Annotated in this window: 19 protein-coding genes; 2 read left to right on the top strand and 17 right to left on the bottom strand. The window is 51.3% G+C overall.

What is annotated here, in order from left to right:
* Positions 1 to 55: 55 nt before the first annotated feature.
* The 5 genes from phoU to V3O24_RS18440 form a co-directional block, all read right to left on the bottom strand.
* Entirely contained in the window at positions 56 to 772 is a 717-nt protein-coding gene (phoU, locus tag V3O24_RS18460) for a phosphate signaling complex protein PhoU (RefSeq protein ID WP_104422060.1), read from the bottom strand.
* A gap of 13 nt (positions 773 to 785) precedes the next feature.
* The gene (pstB, locus tag V3O24_RS18455; RefSeq protein WP_104422061.1) at positions 786 to 1,619 is read right to left on the bottom strand and encodes a phosphate ABC transporter ATP-binding protein PstB; all 834 of its coding nucleotides are present in this window, start codon (positions 1,617 to 1,619) and stop codon (positions 786 to 788) included.
* Positions 1,620 to 1,622: 3 nt separating this feature from the next.
* Positions 1,623 to 3,284 carry a phosphate ABC transporter permease PstA gene (pstA, locus tag V3O24_RS18450; protein WP_331308314.1) on the bottom strand — a complete coding sequence of 554 codons (1,662 nt, stop codon included), beginning with the start codon at positions 3,282 to 3,284 and terminating at the stop codon, positions 1,623 to 1,625.
* Positions 3,281 to 5,578, bottom strand: coding sequence for an ABC transporter permease subunit (locus V3O24_RS18445; RefSeq protein ID WP_331308313.1), 2,298 nt, complete (start codon positions 5,576 to 5,578; stop codon positions 3,281 to 3,283). Before V3O24_RS18445 ends, pstA begins: the two co-directional genes overlap by 4 nt.
* Positions 5,579 to 5,762: 184 nt before the next feature.
* On the bottom strand, positions 5,763 to 6,746 hold the full coding sequence (locus tag V3O24_RS18440; protein WP_331308312.1) for a phosphate ABC transporter substrate-binding protein PstS family protein: 984 nt from the start codon (positions 6,744 to 6,746) through the stop codon (positions 5,763 to 5,765).
* Positions 6,747 to 7,019: 273 nt separating this feature from the next.
* Here V3O24_RS18440 and V3O24_RS18435 point away from each other — a divergent pair, with 273 nt between their 5' ends.
* Together V3O24_RS18435 and V3O24_RS18430 are read left to right on the top strand one after the other, a co-directional pair.
* Entirely contained in the window at positions 7,020 to 8,561 is a 1,542-nt protein-coding gene (locus V3O24_RS18435) for a CHAD domain-containing protein (RefSeq protein WP_104422065.1), read from the top strand.
* 140 nt (positions 8,562 to 8,701) lie between these two features.
* A complete protein-coding gene (locus tag V3O24_RS18430) occupies positions 8,702 to 9,004 on the top strand; it encodes a BON domain-containing protein (protein WP_104422066.1) in 303 nt (100 codons plus the stop codon).
* 69 nt (positions 9,005 to 9,073) lie between these two features.
* Here V3O24_RS18430 and V3O24_RS18425 read toward each other — a convergent pair whose 3' ends face one another.
* From V3O24_RS18425 to urtC, 12 genes are all read right to left on the bottom strand, one after another.
* Positions 9,074 to 9,397 (bottom strand): hypothetical protein, encoded by a 324-nt coding sequence (locus tag V3O24_RS18425; RefSeq protein ID WP_104422067.1) that lies wholly within the window; start codon positions 9,395 to 9,397, stop codon positions 9,074 to 9,076.
* 479 nt (positions 9,398 to 9,876) lie between these two features.
* Positions 9,877 to 10,488, bottom strand: a complete 612-nt coding sequence (gene ureG / locus V3O24_RS18420) for an urease accessory protein UreG (protein ID WP_104422068.1) — start codon at positions 10,486 to 10,488, stop codon at positions 9,877 to 9,879.
* Positions 10,489 to 10,496: 8 nt separating this feature from the next.
* Entirely contained in the window at positions 10,497 to 11,171 is a 675-nt protein-coding gene (locus tag V3O24_RS18415; protein WP_331308311.1) for an urease accessory protein UreF, read from the bottom strand.
* Positions 11,161 to 11,592 (bottom strand): urease accessory protein UreE, encoded by a 432-nt coding sequence (gene ureE / locus V3O24_RS18410; RefSeq protein WP_104422283.1) that lies wholly within the window; start codon positions 11,590 to 11,592, stop codon positions 11,161 to 11,163. Before ureE ends, V3O24_RS18415 begins: the two co-directional genes overlap by 11 nt.
* Before the next feature lie 2 nt (positions 11,593 to 11,594).
* Positions 11,595 to 13,298: an urease subunit alpha gene (ureC, locus tag V3O24_RS18405; RefSeq protein WP_331308310.1), complete on the bottom strand. Its 1,704-nt coding sequence runs from the start codon at positions 13,296 to 13,298 to the stop codon at positions 11,595 to 11,597.
* Entirely contained in the window at positions 13,295 to 13,612 is a 318-nt protein-coding gene (locus V3O24_RS18400) for an urease subunit beta (protein ID WP_331308309.1), read from the bottom strand. The genes ureC and V3O24_RS18400 overlap by 4 nt, the downstream gene beginning before the upstream one ends.
* Before the next feature lie 231 nt (positions 13,613 to 13,843).
* The gene (gene ureA, locus V3O24_RS18395; protein ID WP_331308308.1) at positions 13,844 to 14,152 is read right to left on the bottom strand and encodes an urease subunit gamma; all 309 of its coding nucleotides are present in this window, start codon (positions 14,150 to 14,152) and stop codon (positions 13,844 to 13,846) included.
* A gap of 233 nt (positions 14,153 to 14,385) precedes the next feature.
* On the bottom strand, positions 14,386 to 15,207 hold the full coding sequence (locus V3O24_RS18390; RefSeq protein ID WP_331308307.1) for an urease accessory protein UreD: 822 nt from the start codon (positions 15,205 to 15,207) through the stop codon (positions 14,386 to 14,388).
* A 54-nt stretch (positions 15,208 to 15,261) separates the two neighbouring features.
* Positions 15,262 to 15,522 (bottom strand): DUF2442 domain-containing protein, encoded by a 261-nt coding sequence (locus V3O24_RS18385; RefSeq protein ID WP_331308306.1) that lies wholly within the window; start codon positions 15,520 to 15,522, stop codon positions 15,262 to 15,264.
* A 215-nt stretch (positions 15,523 to 15,737) separates the two neighbouring features.
* Positions 15,738 to 16,520 (bottom strand): ABC transporter ATP-binding protein, encoded by a 783-nt coding sequence (locus V3O24_RS18380; RefSeq protein WP_331308305.1) that lies wholly within the window; start codon positions 16,518 to 16,520, stop codon positions 15,738 to 15,740.
* On the bottom strand, positions 16,520 to 17,299 hold the full coding sequence (urtD, locus tag V3O24_RS18375) for an urea ABC transporter ATP-binding protein UrtD (protein WP_331308304.1): 780 nt from the start codon (positions 17,297 to 17,299) through the stop codon (positions 16,520 to 16,522). Before urtD ends, V3O24_RS18380 begins: the two co-directional genes overlap by 1 nt.
* A complete protein-coding gene (urtC, locus tag V3O24_RS18370; RefSeq protein ID WP_331308303.1) occupies positions 17,296 to 18,378 on the bottom strand; it encodes an urea ABC transporter permease subunit UrtC in 1,083 nt (360 codons plus the stop codon). The genes urtD and urtC overlap by 4 nt, the downstream gene beginning before the upstream one ends.
* Between the last annotated feature and the right edge of the window lie 2 nt (positions 18,379 to 18,380).

Raw genomic sequence — 18,380 nt, 5'->3', positions numbered from 1 at the left:
TGACGGCGAACTCAGACTCCGGCCGTTACAATATATGAAACGACCCTTCACTTTCCTACTCTTTCATTTTTCTTTCCAGCTCTTCCTGGGTCAAATGCCGGACATCTTCGCCTTTCACCATGTAAATCAGATGTTCGCAAACATTGCAGGCATGATCGCCGATTCTTTCCAGTGAACGGGCCACCCAGAGCACATTCAGCATCCGGGTGATGTTTCTCGGATCTTCCATCATTTTCGTGATCAACTGCCGGATAATACTGCCGTATTCGCGGTCAACATTTTCGTCCAGTCCGGTAATCGCCGTTACATCCTCTATATTCATCCTGGCAAATACATCCAGAGCCCCGTGCAGCATTTCCTGAACCAATTCAGCCATGTGCTCCAACTCATAATATTGGTCGTGCTTGTTGCTGTCGGCATTCGATAATTGTATCGCCATTTCGGCAATGCGCTCAGCCATGTCGCCGACGCGTTCCAGCTCGTTAATCACCTTGATGACGGCGATCAACAATCTTAAATCGAACGCCGCAGGCTGTCTCAACGCTAAAATCTGCATACATTCCTGATCAATCGCCATTTCCAGCGCATCAACCTGATTGTCCTGCTTGATAACCAGCTCGGCCATCTCCACGTCACCCGTCGTGAACGCGGTTACAGCCAGCTCTATTTGCTGCTCAACCAACCCGCCCATCGTTAAAACTTTGTTGCGCACATCTTCCAGTTCTTTATTAAACTGACCTGATATATGCTGCCCTATTTTGCTGTTGTCCATTACTTGCTCCTGGTTAGCCGTACCGACCGGTAATGTAATCTTCGGTCTGTTGTTTTCTAGGGTTGGTAAACAACTCGCTGGTCGTCCCCATCTCAATCAATTCGCCCATAAACATAAACGCCGTGTAGTCGGAAACCCGTGCGGCCTGCTGCATATTGTGCGTCACAATAACTATAGTGTATTTTTCTTTAAGCTCGTTGATCAGCTCTTCAATTTTTAAGGTTGAAATAGGATCCAGCGCCGATGCAGGCTCATCCAGCAACAGCACTTCAGGCTCTATCGCAATCGCCCTGGCGATCACCAGACGCTGCTGCTGCCCGCCTGACAAACCCAACGCGTTATCGTTCAATCGGTCTTTGACTTCATCCCATAGTGCGGCGCCGCGCAAGGCGCTTTCGACCGTTTCTTCCAATATCCGCTTGTCGTTGATGCCCTGAATCCTAAGGCCGTAAGTGACATTTTCGAAAATGGACTTGGGGAATGGATTGGGCTTTTGAAATACCATGCCGACGCGTCTGCGTAACGCGGCCACATTGACGGTCTTGTCGTAGATGTTTTCATTATCCAGCAGAATCTTGCCTTCGATGGTAACGTTATCAACCAGATCGTTCATCCGGTTGATGCAGCGCAGCAATGTGGATTTGCCGCACCCGCTGGGCCCGATATAGGCGGTCACCTTTTTCTTGTGCATTTCCATGCTGACGTCATGCAACGCCTGTTTTTGAGCGTAGAAAAGATTTAAATTCTCTACCTTGATGCAGGGCTCGTTCGGCTCATCAGTTTTTTTCTGATCGCGTAAAATTGAACTTACATCAATACTATGTGTACGTGCGTGTTGTGCTGTCATTTTTTAACCTTCCAGTGCCCGGTATTTTTCTCGCAGATGATTCCTGATTAAGATAGCTGATAAATTCAGCCCAACAATGACCAGTACCAACAATAATGATGTCGCATAAACCAACGGTCTTGCCGCCTCGACATTGGGGCTTTGAAAGCCGACATCATAGATATGAAATCCTAAGTGCATAAATTTTCTGTCCAAATGCAAGAAGGGATAATTGCCGTCCAACGGCAACGTCGGCGCCAGCTTGACCACGCCAACCAGCATTAACGGCGCCACTTCGCCGGCCGCCCGCGCCACCGCCAGAATCAATCCGGTCATCATCGCAGGGCTTGCCATCGGCAATACCGTCAGCCATAAAGTTTCCAGTTTAGTCGCGCCCAGGGCCAGACTGCCTTCGCGTATAGACCTGGGAATACGCGCCAAACCTTCTTCGGTCGAGACAATAACGACCGGCAAAGTCAGCAAAGCCAGCGTGATCGATGCCCACAATAACCCCGGCGTACCGTAAACCGGCGCAGGCGCGGCTTCCGGGTAAAACAATTGATCGATGTTGCCGCCCAGAATATAGACGAAAAAACCCAAACCGAATACGCCGTAAACGATGGAAGGCACACCCGCCAGATTGTTGACCGCAATCCTGATCAAGCGGGTGATAAAACCCTGCTTGGCATATTCGCGCAAATACACCGCCGCAATGACGCCAAACGGCGTCACGATAACCGACATCATCAGCACCATCATCACCGTACCGAAAATGGCAGGAAAAATCCCGCCTTCCGTATTGGCTTCACGCGGATCATCCGTTAAAAATTCGACCACTTTAACGCCGTAATGGCCGATTTTGTCGAACATACTCATTGTGTTTGGCCAGTAAACCCTGACGACTTTAGCCAACGGAACTTCAACTTCCTGGCCGCTTTCGGTTTTTGCGACCAAGCTGTCCCTTCTTATCTGCTTGTACAGCTCGAGTAACTGGGCTTGATATTTTTTATATTCAATTTCAAGCTCCGCCTTCTCGACGCTTATCCGTTGCTCGGCCGCCGCATCCCAGCGGTTTTTCAGTTGCAATCCTTTCTGCTCGAGCCTTAACTGATCCAGCTTGTAATTGATCCCGCCGACTTCTTTTTTTTCCAGATGAGCTATTTCGTCAAAAACCGCTAAAGCCTCATTTATCCGGGTCTGAGCGACAGGCCCGGCCTGCTCGCCTTCCGCGATAACCTTGCCGCTTTCCTTGACCGCAACCAGCTGACCGTAAAAATTGCCCCACTCGCGGCGTTCCACCACCATCAACTCGGCGGGAGACTGTTGCTGCTTAATATTGCGCTCCAGTATCCAACGGAAATCGGTGCCTGTAATATCGCGATTACCGGTTTTAACCAAGTATTGCACCAGGGTATCTTCGTCATCGGCCATGATGTGACCACTGGACTTGGCCATCGCCGCCGGCGTGATACTGGTATCGACATGCTCGCCGATAATCGTCCGGGTTTGTCCGTCCGGTTCCTGATAGCTGAATTGTACGACTGGAGCGGGCCAGAAATGGCCCGCTCCGCGAACGACAATCAAGCCCAGCACGCCGACCACCATAATAAGACAGGTACTGACCGCCGCCGCATTGAGCCATACCCAGGGGGCGCCGCTTTTAAACCATGCTTTAATCCTGATCATAATGAACTGTATTTTTCCCGTAAGCGCTGACGAATAACTTCGGCCAGCGTATTAAAAACAAAGGTAAACATAAACAGCACCAGGGCCGCTAAAAACAAGACCCGGTAATGCGTACTGCCTACTTCCGATTCCGGCATTTCCACAGCGATATTCGCCGCCAGGGTACGCATACCCTGAAAAACGCTCAAATCCATTACCGGTGTATTTCCGGTCGCCATTAACACAATCATGGTTTCCCCGACGGCCCGGCCGAAACCGATCATAATGGCGGAAAAAATCCCCGGACTCGCGGTTAACAGCACCACCCTGATCATGGTTTGCCAAGGCGTAGCGCCCAGCGCCAGAGATCCGACAGTCAAATGCTTCGGGACGCTGAAAATGGCGTCTTCGGCAATCGAAAAAATGGTCGGGATAACCGCAAAGCCCATCGCTACACCGACGACCAACGCATTGCGCTGGTCGTAACCGATGCCGAATTCAGCCTTAAACCAGTCGCGCAAGGTGCCGTGAAACAAAAACGTTTCCAACGGTACGCTGACCTTAAAGGCAAACCAGCCGCTCAGCAAAATAACCGGAACCAATAACGCAGCGTCCCAACCTTCCGAAAGTCTGTGGGCAATGGGCTTGGGTATAAACTGCCAGGCAAAAGCAAACAGCATGACGCCTACAGGAATAATCATCAACATAGCGAACAGCCCGGACAGGTGTTCTTCCATAAACGGCGCCAACCAAAGGCCGGCGAGAAAGCCCAAAATAACCGTCGGCAGCGCGCCCATGATTTCAATCGAGGGTTTCACGTATTGGCGCATCTTCGGCGCCATAAAATAAGCGGTGTAAATCGCCCCCATCAGCGCCAGCGGTATGGCGACCAACATCGCATAAAACGCCGCCTTCAGGGTGCCGAAAACCAATGGCGTTAAGCTGTATTTGGGTTCAAAATCATTATTTGCCGAAGAAGATTGCCAGATGTAATCGGGTTTGGGATAGCTTTCATACCAGACTTGCTGCCAAAGCGATCTAATCGAAACCTCGGGATGTTCATTATCGATATGCCAGAAGTGCATTTTGCCGTCCGCCGACTGCACCAACATCGCATTGGCTCGCGGCGACAACACCGCCGCCGTCGGCAAGGCGCCGCTTATGCGTTCCTTAACCATTTCCCGTTCGGCGGTTGAATGATAAATGCCCACGATCCCGTCGGCATCTGTCGTCATAAAGCCTTTCCGGCGTTGTTCGGCATTAATTGCAACAACCGCCTTATCGGACACTTTAAATGACCTGATTTTTTGCATTGCCGGCCGGTTCAACTTGTCTTTAACCATACTCCATTGCGACACCAAGCCGCTGGAATCGCCTATCATCAGCGAAAGATCGCCGTTTAAAAAAGCCACGCTGGTGATTTTTTGTCCGGCGCTTACCACATTCTGTTGCTGCCTGATAGCCGGGCTGTTTTTGTCACTGATGTCGAAAAAGCCCATCTGCCCGTCGTTGCTGATCAGATACAGGTTGGATTCCTCCTTGTCGATTAAAATATCGGCAATATTCGCCGCCGGCTGTTCAAAAATTGAATCCGTCCGTGTCAATGCCGCTTCCTCGGCAAACAGCGATTGTTCTTTTTGGAAATTGACCAGGCGGATTTTACCGGCGCCCTGCGGCGTATCGGCTGTTTTTACGACGATCGTTGTTGCATCATTGCCCGCCTTAACCGCTATTTTCTCCAAGGCCGCACCGGACTCGTCCATCACCAAAGGCTGTTCGCCCAGCGGATATTTAAGCGACGGAGTAATAACCCGCACGTTGTCAGGGTAAGTAACTTTATATTGATGCTTAACGACAACCGCCCTACCGTCGGATAAACCGTAAATGACCGCACCCTCATTGATAGGGCTGCCTTGGGCAAAGCTGGTGATATGCGCCCCCTCGGGGATTGCCACCGCCTGCGTTAACAACGTTTTACCGCTGGCCACCTCAAAAAACACCACGTGCCCGCTATCGGTAAAACGGGCTCCCACCTCGTTTTGCTCTTCCATTTCCAGCAGCAAGGTGTTGCCTAAAGCCTGCTCCGGCACTGCGTATTCGCTGACCGGTTGCGCGGTCGCCGAAATAAACAAGGGGTAGACCACATACAGCAAATAAAAGAAAATCAGTACGATAGCGACGATTACACCCAACCCGCCGACCACGACGCCATAGCGGGCCAAGGCATCTTTAACGAGTCGCCAACGTTGATAAAGCTCACCGGAACTGATTTTTATGGAAGGAGGTTGTTTTGTAGGGGGGGTTATTTCTGACATGCTAAAGAGACTAGAAATTAAATGTGACAATGATATAACAAAAAAAAACGGTCAAGACTCACAAAGCAAATCTGGACCGCATTTTTGTCCGTTGTTTTTCTTTCTGAGGGGGAAGATAACAACACATTCAGACCGACATCCCTGTCTATGCGTCCTTGCGCAACACTACATCCAATCCTTAATCTTATTTAAGCGTAGCCAGTACCTTGTCGACAACTTTCGCCGGCAGGGGAATATAACCGTCTTTTATGACCACTTGCTGACCTGTTTTTGACAATACCATTCTGATAAATTCATTGTCTAACGGCGCCAGCGGTTGGTTCGGCTTCTTGTTGACATAAATATACAAGTAGCGTGTCAACGGATAAGTGCCGGCAATTGCATTTTCAGGCGTTGCATCGACAAAAGTCTTGCTGCCCTTCTTTGCCAGAGGCACCATTCTAACGCCTGATGTGGAATATCCCATACCGGAGTAGCCGATACCGTTAACCGATGAAGTGACCGACTGCACAACCGATGCAGAACCGGGCTGCTCGTTTACATTGTTTTTAAAGTCGCCTTTGCATAAAGCGTGTTCTTTAAAGTAACCGTAAGTGCCTGAAACCGAGTTACGGCCGTATAACTGGATGCTCTTTGATCCCCAAGCCGCAACACCTGCATCGCCCCATGATTCAATGCTTTTTTCGCCGCCGCATTTATTGGTGGAAGAGAAGATCGCATCGACTTGTTCCATGGTCAGACCCTTGACCGGGTTGTCCTTGTTGACAAGAACCGCCAGCGCATCAACAGCTACCGGAATAGCGGTAGGCTTGTAGCCGTATTTTTCTTCGAAAGCTTCGAGTTCGTCATCCTTCATCTCGCGGCTCATAGGACCAAGATTTGAGGTGCCTTCAGTCAACGCCGGAGGCGCAGTAGAAGAACCCGCAGCCTGAATTTGAATATTTACGTTAGGATAAACGCGGTTGAATTCTTCAGCCCAAAGCGTCATCAAGTTGGCCAGCGTATCGGAACCGACGCTGGACAGGTTGCCGGAAATACCGCTGGCTTTTTGATACTCGGGAACCGCTGCATCAACCGTTTGCACGGCGCCCGCCACACCACTAAACAATGTAGCAACACCAAAACCCATTGCAGCAACCAACGCTTTGGCTTTAAAAGATACTTTCATAATCAACTCTCAAAATAATTTAAAGTGGCGCTATTATGTAAATAGTATATGACAACAATATTACAGTATAATCTTTTTCATTATCCATCGTATCGATTCAGGGAGCGCAACATCTCAGTTGACTCTCTTAAGCGCCGCTTAAAACCGCCTCTAATAAGCGCCTTTCGGGTGCCGGCCAATTGATATTCAAAACTGTCATTAAATATTAATACTACGCAGTTATGATTGAGAGTTCACATGTCAGACTACTCCTGCACCCGCTCCGTGGCAAATATGTCCTTACAATTTGAATTTCCCGTCAATTTAACCGCCGAACAATTTATCGCTAAATTAAGTCATGAGGCAGGAACCCAACTCGCGTCAACGCAGACTTCCAGCAAAACCTACTATGACAGCTTTGACTGGCGTTTATATTCAAACGACATCACTTGCGAGTTTAATCGGACAAAAACCGCCTCATCCTTAACACTAAGATCGATTAAAAATGCTCGGCTTATCGCTACCTCGCCGCTTAAGAAAGTCCCTTTATTCGGCAAAGAATTCGAACCGGGAACAATCCGCGACACCCTGGAGCCGTTACTGGAAATGCGCGCATTATTAGCCGTTTGCACACTGGACTATGAAATTTATCATCTCAACATCATTAATGAAGATGAAAAAACCATACTCCGGCTGATAGTCGAAGAATACGGCCATTTCAATAACCGCGCCCTGCTGCAACCGGTAAAAGGCTACGACAAGGCGGCCGAACACATCACCGGGCTATTGACCGGCACACTGGGATTAACCGCCACCGAAGAACCCGTCCTGCTAAAAGCCTTGCAATTCCAGGGGCGCAAACCTAAAGATTATTCATCAAAATTGAATATCAACCTGGACCCGGACATGCGCGCCGATATTGCCGCAAAATATATCTACAGCCACCTGCTAAAAGCCATTAAAGCCAACGAGCAGGGCACGATTGCCGATACCGACAGCGAATTCTTGCACGACTTTAGGGTTGCGGTCAGAAGAACCCGCGCCGGACTCAGCCAGATCAAAGGCATATTGCCCGACAACATTAACGCCTATTATGTTGATTTTTTCTCCTGGCTGGGCCAGATCACCGGACCGGCAAGAGATTTGGATGTTTATCTGCTGAATTTTGACCGTTATAAAAGCAGCCTGCCTATTTCTATCAGGGAAGACCTCAATCCTTTATACGATTTTCTACTCGCCAAACAGCAGAAAACCCAGAAAGAGCTGGCAAAAAAACTGCAATCGGACAAGTACCTGTCCACCTTATCCGAGTGGGAGCAGTATCTTAAAGAGCCCTCGTACAAAAAAATGCTTGAGCAAAATGCCAAGCTGAGCATTAAAGAACTCGCCGACCGGAGAATATGGAAAGTTTTCAGCCGCGTGTTGCAGGAAGGCGATGCGATTACCGGCTCGTCACCCGCCGAAGCCCTACATGATTTAAGAAAATCCTGTAAAAAGCTGCGCTATTTGATAGAGTTTTTCCAAAGCCTTTATCCCGAGCAGCAAATAAAACACCTGATTAAGCACCTGAAAGGACTTCAGGAGGTTTTGGGCGACTTTCAGGACTACGCCGTTCAGGAACATAATCTAAAACTGTTCAGCGAAGAAATGATGGCGCTTAACCTCCCCGCCAATACTTTTTTAGCCATGGGCGTGTTAATTCAGGATCTTGATAGCCATAGAGACAGGGCCCGCCAAGACTTCGCGTCGAGGTTTGAAGATTTTAAGCAGGAGGAAAACCGGGCTACATTCAAATTGCTGTTCGCTCCGGCAAAATCTCACAATCATCCTCATTAAGCGTGGAATACATCTATCCGATATTATTGTATTATTTAGACGTGGCGTTATTTTCAGCATGGGCCGTTCTGGTATCTTAACACCGGAAATAACCGTTTTTTAAACTGACATCCGATCAAACTATATTAAGGTTAAACATTATGAGTAAATGCAAGTTGATAATAGGTCTTTTATTGGTCATGTTGATTGCCGGTTGCGCCGGAGGGGCTAAACATGAAAGTACCGGGGAATATATAGATGACGCGGTGCTGACTACCAAGGTTAACACGTCAATATTGGGCGATTCCAGGCTTAAACTACTGCAAATCAACGTTGAAACTTTCAAAGGCGTTGTGCAGCTGAGTGGGTTTGTTGATTCCGCTGCCGCCGCCGCCAGAGCGGTGGAACTTGCAAGAACGGTTAAAGGCGTTAAGTCGGTTAATAACAGCTTAATTGTGAAATAATTGTGTAGGTCGGATGACTCCTGCAAGGATGCGGGAGTACAAACTGATCCCGGTTTAATCGGTCTTACATCAGGCTAACGCCAGCTCATGCTCGTCCAATGCAAATCTTGATATAACGGCCGCCTCGGCCGCTTCAACCTGTTGACGCGCCCCGGCAACGGTTCCTTCGCCGCTCTCGGTTGACGTTCCAGACGCGATTCCACTTTCTGCATTCATGCAATCGTCGGCAACCGCTCCCGCGGCCATGCCGTCGTCACTTTGCCCATACAGATACAACAGCTCCATAATTTCAGCGCTCAGAGCAAAATCAAAGTTGGCGCTAAGTTCGTCGAGTCCGGTATCGTGTACGGGTAAAAACTGCTGCGCCTTGGCCGCCACCCAATTGATAATCATCAAATTGCCTTTTCATTTTGTTAAGTTCCACTGATTATGCAATATTCCAATTAAATTTATGTGACAGTTACAAGACAATAAGATGACATTAAAGTTTCAACGCCTCAGCTGAATTCATAAACCTAGAAAAATCATTTCGTCCACGAAAAACACCAAAATTTCAAAGAGTTATCAAGTCGCGGCTCGTCACCCAAAGGGTGAGCTACTAAATAACTATAGCGTTTCGTTTTGTTTCGTGTCTTTCGTACTTTTCGTGGATAAACTGCGGTTTTTAGGATAAAGGTAAACTGTACGAAGGAACGGACGATTTTAGCGGTGCGAAATATGTTCGGCGCGCTTAAGTAACCGTTCAAAAGTCTTTTAAACATTTTTTACTCACCACGAAGGACACGAAGTTAACTATTTTTCTTCGTGATCTTCGTGGTAAATAAGGAGACAAGTGGTTTTTTCATTTTGTTAAAAAACTTTTGGCTACCTACTTAATCCAGCATTCCCGCCTGAATAATAAAATCTTCAACCGCTTTAAGGCCTTCCCGGCTCTTCAAATTGGTAAATACAAACGGCCGTTCTCCGCGCATCTTGCGCGCATCGCGGTCCATAACCTCCAGAGACGCACCGACATAAGGCGCCAGATCGATCTTGTTGATAACCAGCAAGTCCGAACGGGTAATTCCGGGGCCGCCTTTGCGCGGTATCTTGTCGCCTGCCGACACATCGATCACGTAAATCGTCAGATCGGCCAGTTCAGGGCTGAAGGTCGCACTGAGATTATCGCCGCCGCTTTCGACCATGATAAAGTCGAGATTTTCAAACTTCATGCTTAATTCATCGACCGCCGCCAGATTCATCGACGCATCCTCCCGGATAGCGGTATGCGGGCAGCCGCCGGTCTCCACACCCAAGATGCGTTCTTCCGGCAGCGCCTGGCTGCGGATCAAAAACTGCTGGTCTTCCTTGGTATAAATGTCATTGGTCACCACGCCGATTTCAAAATTGTCGCGCATTTGCTTGCACAACGCATCGACCAAAGCCGTTTTACCGGAACCAACCGGGCCGCCGATACCTACTCTTAATATTTGTTTAGCACTCATATAATCCCTCAGGAACGAAATAATCTGGAATACTGCATTTCATGCCGGCTGCTGGCTAAAGCCAAGCCAAACGCGCTACCGCCGATGTCATGATCGGCAATGCTGAGCGCCTCGTCAGCTAAAGCCGGAATTTTACCGGCCAAATCGGTCAACAACCGTTGCCCGGCGACTTGTCCCAACGGCACCAGCTTGACCGCGCATAACACCTGGTTCTCCAACCAGCTCCACAAATAACCGATGACTGTTTCGCGTTTGGGAACGCCCCAGTTCACAGCGGCAAAAGCGAATACCGTAGCCAGCGTGGTTTCGGGTTTGCGTATCCAGGGCTGCATACCGTCAATCACCAATGAATCCAGCAGCCGCGCCAAGGCTTGGCCGGTGTGCCGGTCTTCGGCCCTTAATTCGGAAGTCTCCCGGCAGGCAATCAGGGTTCCGCTCCAATATTCAACCCGTTCAACATCGCCGCATTCCCAGGCGTCGTAAAGCCGCGCCAATATCGGCAGATCGACACGCGCCAAACAAATCGCCATCAAGCCGTTAAGCCATTCGCCGGTATCGCTTGCATTGCTTATCCAGCCATCGTCAACCGCGCGTTCCAAGCCCTGGGAATAACAGAACATGCCTATCGGCAAGCCGGGGCTGACCAGTTGCAGCAAACGCAATAAGGCCAGATCAGTGACCATGGCCGTGGTACGCGCCCTGCTCCGGTTCGAAAGGCAACACTTCATGGCTGACCGTCAAGCCCAGCCCTTCCAGCATATGATCCAGCACGTGATCGGTCAGGAAGCGAAGCTCGCCCGGCAGAATCTGCAACGCGACATGGCGGTTGCCCAAGTGATAACAAGCCTTGGCGAAGTGTAGCGCGTCATCGGTGCGCACCACCGATAGCGGCTCCGGCGCCGCATCGACCAGCACCCGGTAACGGTCGGGGCCGGTCAGCACCGAGCCTTTGCGCAACACTTGGCCGCGCGGCAAAAACAGCCCAATTTTGGCGCCGCTGTCGGTTTTAAGCAGCAGGCGGCTTTTCTGGCGCGATTCATACGGCAACGTGATCACATCGTCCGGGGCGGTCTCCAATGGAGCCAGTTCAGTCAATTTCAGCATAATCAAAACAAAAAATAACGTTGGGCAAAGGGCAGCACATCGGCCGGTTCGCAAGTCAGCAGCAAGCCGTCGGCCCTGACCGAATAAGTTTGCGGATCGACTTCGATATGCGGTTGGTAGTGGTTATGGATCAAATCTTTTTTGCCGATGGTTCGGGTGCCTGCGACTACGCCTATCCTTTTGTTAAGTCCTAAAGTTCTTGGAATATCGGACTCGACCGCGATTTTAGGCAAAAAGAACATCGAAGTCGCCGATGCGGTCCTTCCGAACGACCCGAACATCGGCCGGTAATGCACCGGTTGCGGCGTCGGAATCGAGGCATTCGGGTCGCCCATCGGCGCGGCGGCAATAAATCCGCCTTTAAGAATCAGGCTGGGTTTGACCGCGAAAAAAGCCGGGTTCCACAACACCAAATCCGCCAGTTTACCGACTTCGACAGAGCCGACTTCGTGCGCGATGCCGTGGCTGATGGCCGGATTAATCGTGTACTTGGCGATATAACGCTTGATGCGGAAATTATCGTTAAGCGGCGAATCTTCCGCCAGGCTGCCGCGCTGCGCCTTCATTTTATGCGCGGTCTGCCAGGTGCGGATAATCACTTCGCCGACCCGGCCCATCGCCTGGGAATCCGAGGAAATCATCGAAAACGCGCCCAAGTCATGCAGAATATCCTCGGCCGCGATGGTTTCTCGGCGAATCCGCGATTCGGCAAACGCCACGTCTTCGGCAATGCTTGGGTCAAGGTGATGGCATACCATCAGCATGTCCAGATGCTCGTCGACGGTATTGATCGTGTATGGCCGGGTCGGATTGGTCGAAGACGGCAGCACGTTAGCCTCGCCGCAAGCCCTGATAATATCCGGGGCATGGCCGCCGCCTGCGCCTTCGGTATGGTAGGTATGGATAGTGCGGCCTTTGAACGCGGCAAAGGTGTCTTCGACAAAACCGGATTCGTTCAAGGTGTCGGTATGAATCGCGACCTGCACATCGAAGCGGTCGGCCACCGAAAGACAGCAATCGATAGCCGCCGGTGTCGTGCCCCAGTCTTCATGCAGCTTCAAGCCCATCGCACCGGCCCGGACCTGTTCTTCCAACGCAACCGGAAGACTCGCATTGCCTTTACCGAGCAAGCCGAAGTTCATCGGAAACCCGTCCAGCGATTGCAGCATGCTGTGAATATTCCACGGCCCCGGCGTGCAGGTTGTCGCATTGGTGCCGGTCGCGGGGCCGGTGCCGCCGCCGATCATCGTGGTCACGCCGGACATCAGCGCTTCATCGATTTGCTGCGGGCAGATGAAATGGATATGCGCGTCGATGCCGCCGGCGGTCAGGATTTGTCCTTCCCCGGCGATTATTTCGGTGCCGGGGCCGATGACAATATCGACGCCCTGTTGCGTATCGGGATTTCCGGCCTTGCCGATGGCGGCAATGCGGCCGTTCTTGATGCCGACATCGGCTTTGATAATGCCCCAGTGGTCGACGATCAGCGCGTTGGTTATCACCAAATCCATCGCCACGGTGGAATCGACCTGGCTTTGGCCCATGCCGTCGCGAATGACTTTGCCGCCGCCGAATTTGACCTCGTCGCCGTACACCGTGCGGTCGGCTTCGACTTCTAAAAACAAGCCGCTGTCGCCCAAACGCACCCGGTCGCCGGTGGTCGGCCCGAACATATCGGCATAAGCTTGCCTGCTGATCCTGCTCATAAATTGTCCTCCAATGCGCCCATCACGTCCTGACGAAAGCCGTAAATCCTGCGCAATCCGGCAAAGGCCACCAACTGTATTTCGCGTTGCTGGCCGGGCTCAAAACGCACCGCGGTACCGGCCGGAATATCCGGCCTGAATCCGCGCGTCGCCGCACGGTCAAACTGCAAAGCCGGATTGGTTTCAAAAAAATGATAATGCGAGCCGACTTGAATCGGCCGGTCGCCGCTGTTCGCAACCACCACGCTAATCGTCGCGCGGCCTGCGTTCAGTTCGATGTCGCCATCGGCGGGGATGATTTCTCCGGGTATCATGACTACTCCTAATGCATATACGTAGGTAGCCAAAAGTTTTTTAACAAAATGAAAAAAAACATTTGTCTCCTTATTTACCACGAAGAACACGAAGAAAAATAGTTAACTTCGTGTCCTTCGTGCTCTTCGTGGTGAGTAAAAAATGTTAAAAGACTTTTGAACGATTACTTATTTGGCGTAGGGCGTACCGTGCGCGCCCGTTCCGCTGCTTATCGGCGCGCACGGCACGCCCTATTTGTATTCGATCGGGTTATGGACCGTGACCAGCTTGGTGCCGTCCGGAAAGGTCGCTTCAACCTGCACGTCGGGCAGCATTTCGGCGACGCCGTCCATTACATCGTCGCGGTACAGCAGGGTGCGGCCTAATTCCATCAATTCGGCGACCGTGCGACCGTCGCGAGCGCCTTCCATAATCGCGGCGCTGATAAAAGCCACGGCTTCCGGATAGTTGAGCTTCAGGCCCCTGGCTTTGCGGCGTTCGGCCAGCAGGCCAGCGGTAAATATCAGCAGTTTGTCTTTTTCGCGGGGTGTTAATTGCATTGTTTTAGTCCAATTTTATTCAGATGTTTTCCTGTATCCGATTTATTCACCACGAAGGCACGAAGAACACGAAGTTTTTGCTAGTTCCCAAGCTCAAGCTTGGAAATTCAGTAAGCTCTAGCTTTCTGTCTCGCGAAGCTAAAGCTTCGCTATATGGGTTCCCAAGCTTGAGCTTGGGAACCAGCATATTAAATTTTTCTTCGTGTCCTTCGTGTCTTCGTGGTGAATAAAACTCAAGTCGCCCAAATTCGCGGAGCACAAGCTTTGCGTTGTACCGAGTCCGGCCGCACAATCGCCCAAACCTGCTCGAAAAAACCGCGCAGCCGGTCGCTTCTGTCATCAACAGCCCTACAGACCAACAGTTCATCAATAAGCGTCACGCCGCGGCCTTTGCTCTCGCCGATTAATTGCTGGACTGCGGCCAGACTTTCAGCTCCGGCAGGGCCGGCAAACAAGGTTCCGCAAGCCGACAAGCCCTGCAATCCCCAACGGGCCGCAAAAGCTTTGGCATCCAGATGCAGGCGTTCCAAAAATAAAGGCCGACCTTGGCCGTAAACCTGCCAGCTCATATCCGCCAAACCGACATCGAAACTCTCGCCGCAGGCAGGCCTTCCTAAAGACAGAATTTCCCAGCCGATAAAGCGAGCACCTTGGGCCAATTCGACGTTAACAGCCGATCTTAACTGCGCGCCTTGATAAATAATAGTCTCCTGCGGCAGCCATTCCAGCGCCGCGTCTTTCTCCACTTTGATCGATACGGTCTGGACGGCCAACTCGCCACCGCTGCGATAAAACTTTCCAGCCGCCGGCGTGGTAATCAAGGCATGACTGTGTTGTTCGGCATTGATGCAAAGGTCCAACCGGTCGCCGCCGACAATACCGCCCGGCGGATGCAGGATGTACACATGGCAGACGCCGCCTTCCGGGTAAAAAGGCCGTTGTACGGTTAGCGGGCCTTGATGACGACGGTGCGCCAATAGCGTTTTGCCGTGCTTTTGTTCAAAGCCGAGTTCCAGTTTTGCTTGCCAGCCTTTTATTGATAAATTTGCGTTCACAGTGTTTTTTCAGTTTGTACGGCGGCATTAATAAAAAGAGACGCACAGCGTACCCTACGCTGTAGGCTGTGAAACTAAAGGAAAAGTCTCCGGGTGACGAATTGAATCGACATGCAAATCAATATCCAATTCCGGCCAATAAAGATGGTGTGGTTGGGGACGGTCAACATGGAAAAGTTCTGTTACCGGCGCTTTACGAAACCACGGAAACTCCAAAAATGAAACGAATAGTTCCTCCTTTTCATCAAGCAGTATCCAGAAACCGTGTTTTGTAACGCCGGAAACCTCAACCGGGGAAATGTCTGTGCCAAGCATCTTTAATCTCCTGTTTCTCGTTCCCACGCGCCGCGTGGGAATGCAGTGCCGGACGCGCTGCGTCCCGTATACGCAAAATGTTGATCATGATCCGCGGCGCAGCGCGCCTTGACCGCATTCCCACGTAGCACGTGGGAACGAGGAAAAAGGAAAGTCATCAATCGATGAATAATTTCCCTCAATTCATCCTATCATGCCTTTACATTTCATAACCATCAAACCGTCAAATACCGCTTAACCATCTCATCGCTCAATTCATTCATCGCCCCGGCAGCCACGCCGCGGCCTCTATCCATGATATAAAACCGGTCCGCGACTTTCCGCGCAAACGGCAGTTTTTGTTCGACCAGCAACACGGTCACGCCCAATTCGTTTTTGATCTTGATAATGCCTTCGCGCACCTCGTCTTTCGCTTCGTCGCCTTGTTTCAGTAAGGGCGTCGTTATGCCTTTGGCACGGTTCAAACGAATAATCACATCGCCGATTTCGCTGACGATATTCGGCTGTATGCCTTCGGTCGGCTCGTCCAGGATCAGTAGCTTTGGATTCAGCACCAAGGCCCGGCCGATAGCCAATTGCTGCTGCTGACCGCCGGACAAATCGCCGCCGCGCCGTTTGAGCATTTGTTTCAGTACCGGAAAAAGCTCATAGATATGTTCCGGGACTTTTTTAATGCCTTGCTTGCGCGCCGCGCGCAGGCCGATTTTCAGGTTTTCCTCGACCGTCAGCAACGGAAAAATCTCCCGGCCCTGCGGCACAAAACCGATGCCCAGCTCGGCGCGGTGTTCCGGTTTGGCAAGGGTTAAGGCCTCGCCGTTATAGTCGATAGCGCCGTCGCGAACCGCGATCAGTCCCATGATGCTTTTAAGCAGGGTGGTCTTGCCGACGCCGTTGCGGCCCATTAAACACAGGCAGGAACCGGCCGGCAACTCCAGATTTACATCCCACAAGGTATGGCTGCCGCCGTAATATTGATTCAATCCGCTAATTTTAAGCATTAGTCACCCAAATAAACCTGTATCACGCGTGGATCGTTCTGCACCTCGTCCATGCTGCCTTCGGTCAGCACCGAGCCTTCATGCAACACCGTCACATGCTTGGCAATCGAGCGGACGAATTCCATATCATGCTCGACCACAACGATGGAGCGCTCGCCCTGCAACGACAGCAGCAGTTCCGCGGTGCGTTCCACTTCCTGATGGGTCATGCCCGCAATCGGCTCGTCGACCAGCATGACTTTGGGCTCCTGCATCAGCAACATGCCGATTTCCAGCCATTGTTTCTGTCCGTGCGACAGGATGCCCGCCGGTTGCGACCTCAGTTCAACCAATCCTATCGTTTCCATGACTTGCTCGATGCGGTCGCGCTGGGTTCCGTTCAACTTGGCGAATAAAGTCGCCCATGCGCCCTTATCGGTCGCTAAAGCCAGTTCCAGGTTTTCGAATACGCTGAGCATTTCGAACACGCTGGGTTTCTGGAATTTACGGCAAATACCCGCTTGGGCGATGGCCGGTTCGTCCATTTGCAGCAGGTCGATGGTTTGCCCGAAAAACACCGAGCCGGTATCGGGCCGGGTTTTGCCGGTAATCACATCCATCAACGTGGTTTTACCGGCGCCGTTCGGGCCGATCAAACAGCGCAATTCCCCTGCATCGATATACAGCGAGAGGTTATTCAAGGCTTTGAAGCCGTCGAAACTGACGCTGACATCTTCAAGATAAAGAATCGGGCCGTGACTGACATCCAATTGGCCCGGCTTAAGCGCTATGCCGTTCATTGTTTTTGCTCCTGCAATCGACGTTGCCAGAACCCGACCAAGCCGTCAGGCAATAGCACGGTCACCAAAATAAAAGTCGCGCCGAGAAAAAACAGCCAGATTTCCGGCATCCAACCGGTCAACAGGGTCTTGGCGTAATTGACCAGCACCGCGCCGACGATTGCGCCGTACAGCGTGCCGCGGCCGCCGATAGCGACCCAGATGACGATTTCCAGCGAGTTCAACGGCGAAAATTCGCTGGGATTGATAATGCCCACTTGCGGCACATACAAAGCCCCGGCAATCCCGGCCAGCATCGCGGCAAACACGAAAATCCATAATTTGAACATTTCCACGCGATAACCGAGAAAACGCACCCGCATTTCCTGATCGCGAATCGCCGTTACCACCCGGCCCAGTTTGCTGTTGACGATCCAGCGGCTGACCAGGAAGGCCAGCATCAGGATCAGGCCTGAAGCCATCAACAAGCAGGCGCGCACCGAATCGGACTGGCTGTTAAAACCGAGAATTTCCTTGAAATCGGTCAAGCCGTTGTTGCCGCCAAAACCCATCTCGTTTCTAAAAAAGGCCAGCAACAGCGCGTAAGTTAAAGCCTGGGTAATAATCGACAGATAAACGCCGGTCACCCGCGAGCGAAACGCCAGCCAGCCGAACAAAAAGGCCAGCGCGCCGGGAACCAGAAAAATCATGAGCGCGGCAAACCAGAACTGGTCGAAACCGTGCCAGTACCAAGGCAGTTCTTTCCAGTTAAGAAATACCATAAAATCGGGCAGCAGCGGATCGCCGTAAACGCCGCGGCTACCGATCTGGCGCATTAAATACATGCCCATCGCGTAGCCGCCCAACGCAAAGAAAGCGCCGTGACCCAAAGCCAGAATGCCGCAATAACCCCAAACCAGATCCAGCGACATGCCCAGCAACGCAAAGGTCAAATATTTTCCCAACAGCGATACCGTGTAAGCGGAGAAATACAGCGGCGAACCCGGTGCAAACACCAGATTGCATACCGGAACAATCAGGCTGATTGCGGCCAATACGGCCAGCACCGAGAGCGCGGCTTTATCGTTTTTTAACAGCATCG

It is taken from the genome of Methylobacter sp. Wu8 (assembly GCF_036440755.1).
In the GTDB taxonomy this organism is placed as follows: Bacteria; Pseudomonadota; Gammaproteobacteria; order Methylococcales; family Methylomonadaceae; genus Methylobacter_A; species Methylobacter_A tundripaludum_A.
This window is presented reverse-complemented; position numbering and strand designations above follow the sequence as displayed.

Bases quoted from the DNA above. Each gene is read 5' to 3' on its own strand.
- phoU (WP_104422060.1), bottom strand. From the start codon at position 772: ATGGACAACAGCAAAATAGGGCAGCATATATCAGGTCAGTTTAATAAA.
- pstB (WP_104422061.1), bottom strand. From the start codon at position 1,619: ATGACAGCACAACACGCACGTACACATAGTATTGATGTAAGTTCAATT.
- pstA (WP_331308314.1), bottom strand. From the start codon at position 3,284: ATGATCAGGATTAAAGCATGGTTTAAAAGCGGCGCCCCCTGGGTATGG.
- V3O24_RS18445 (WP_331308313.1), bottom strand. From the start codon at position 5,578: ATGTCAGAAATAACCCCCCCTACAAAACAACCTCCTTCCATAAAAATC.
- V3O24_RS18440 (WP_331308312.1), bottom strand. From the start codon at position 6,746: ATGAAAGTATCTTTTAAAGCCAAAGCGTTGGTTGCTGCAATGGGTTTT.
- V3O24_RS18435 (WP_104422065.1), top strand. From the start codon at position 7,020: ATGTCCTTACAATTTGAATTTCCCGTCAATTTAACCGCCGAACAATTT.
- V3O24_RS18430 (WP_104422066.1), top strand. From the start codon at position 8,702: ATGAGTAAATGCAAGTTGATAATAGGTCTTTTATTGGTCATGTTGATT.
- V3O24_RS18425 (WP_104422067.1), bottom strand. From the start codon at position 9,397: ATGATTATCAATTGGGTGGCGGCCAAGGCGCAGCAGTTTTTACCCGTA.
- ureG (WP_104422068.1), bottom strand. From the start codon at position 10,488: ATGAGTGCTAAACAAATATTAAGAGTAGGTATCGGCGGCCCGGTTGGT.
- V3O24_RS18415 (WP_331308311.1), bottom strand. From the start codon at position 11,171: ATGGTCACTGATCTGGCCTTATTGCGTTTGCTGCAACTGGTCAGCCCC.
- ureE (WP_104422283.1), bottom strand. From the start codon at position 11,592: ATGCTGAAATTGACTGAACTGGCTCCATTGGAGACCGCCCCGGACGAT.
- ureC (WP_331308310.1), bottom strand. From the start codon at position 13,298: ATGAGCAGGATCAGCAGGCAAGCTTATGCCGATATGTTCGGGCCGACC.
- V3O24_RS18400 (WP_331308309.1), bottom strand. From the start codon at position 13,612: ATGATACCCGGAGAAATCATCCCCGCCGATGGCGACATCGAACTGAAC.
- ureA (WP_331308308.1), bottom strand. From the start codon at position 14,152: ATGCAATTAACACCCCGCGAAAAAGACAAACTGCTGATATTTACCGCT.
- V3O24_RS18385 (WP_331308306.1), bottom strand. From the start codon at position 15,522: ATGCTTGGCACAGACATTTCCCCGGTTGAGGTTTCCGGCGTTACAAAA.
- V3O24_RS18380 (WP_331308305.1), bottom strand. From the start codon at position 16,520: ATGCTTAAAATTAGCGGATTGAATCAATATTACGGCGGCAGCCATACC.
- urtD (WP_331308304.1), bottom strand. From the start codon at position 17,299: ATGAACGGCATAGCGCTTAAGCCGGGCCAATTGGATGTCAGTCACGGC.
- urtC (WP_331308303.1), bottom strand. From the start codon at position 18,378: ATGCTGTTAAAAAACGATAAAGCCGCGCTCTCGGTGCTGGCCGTATTG.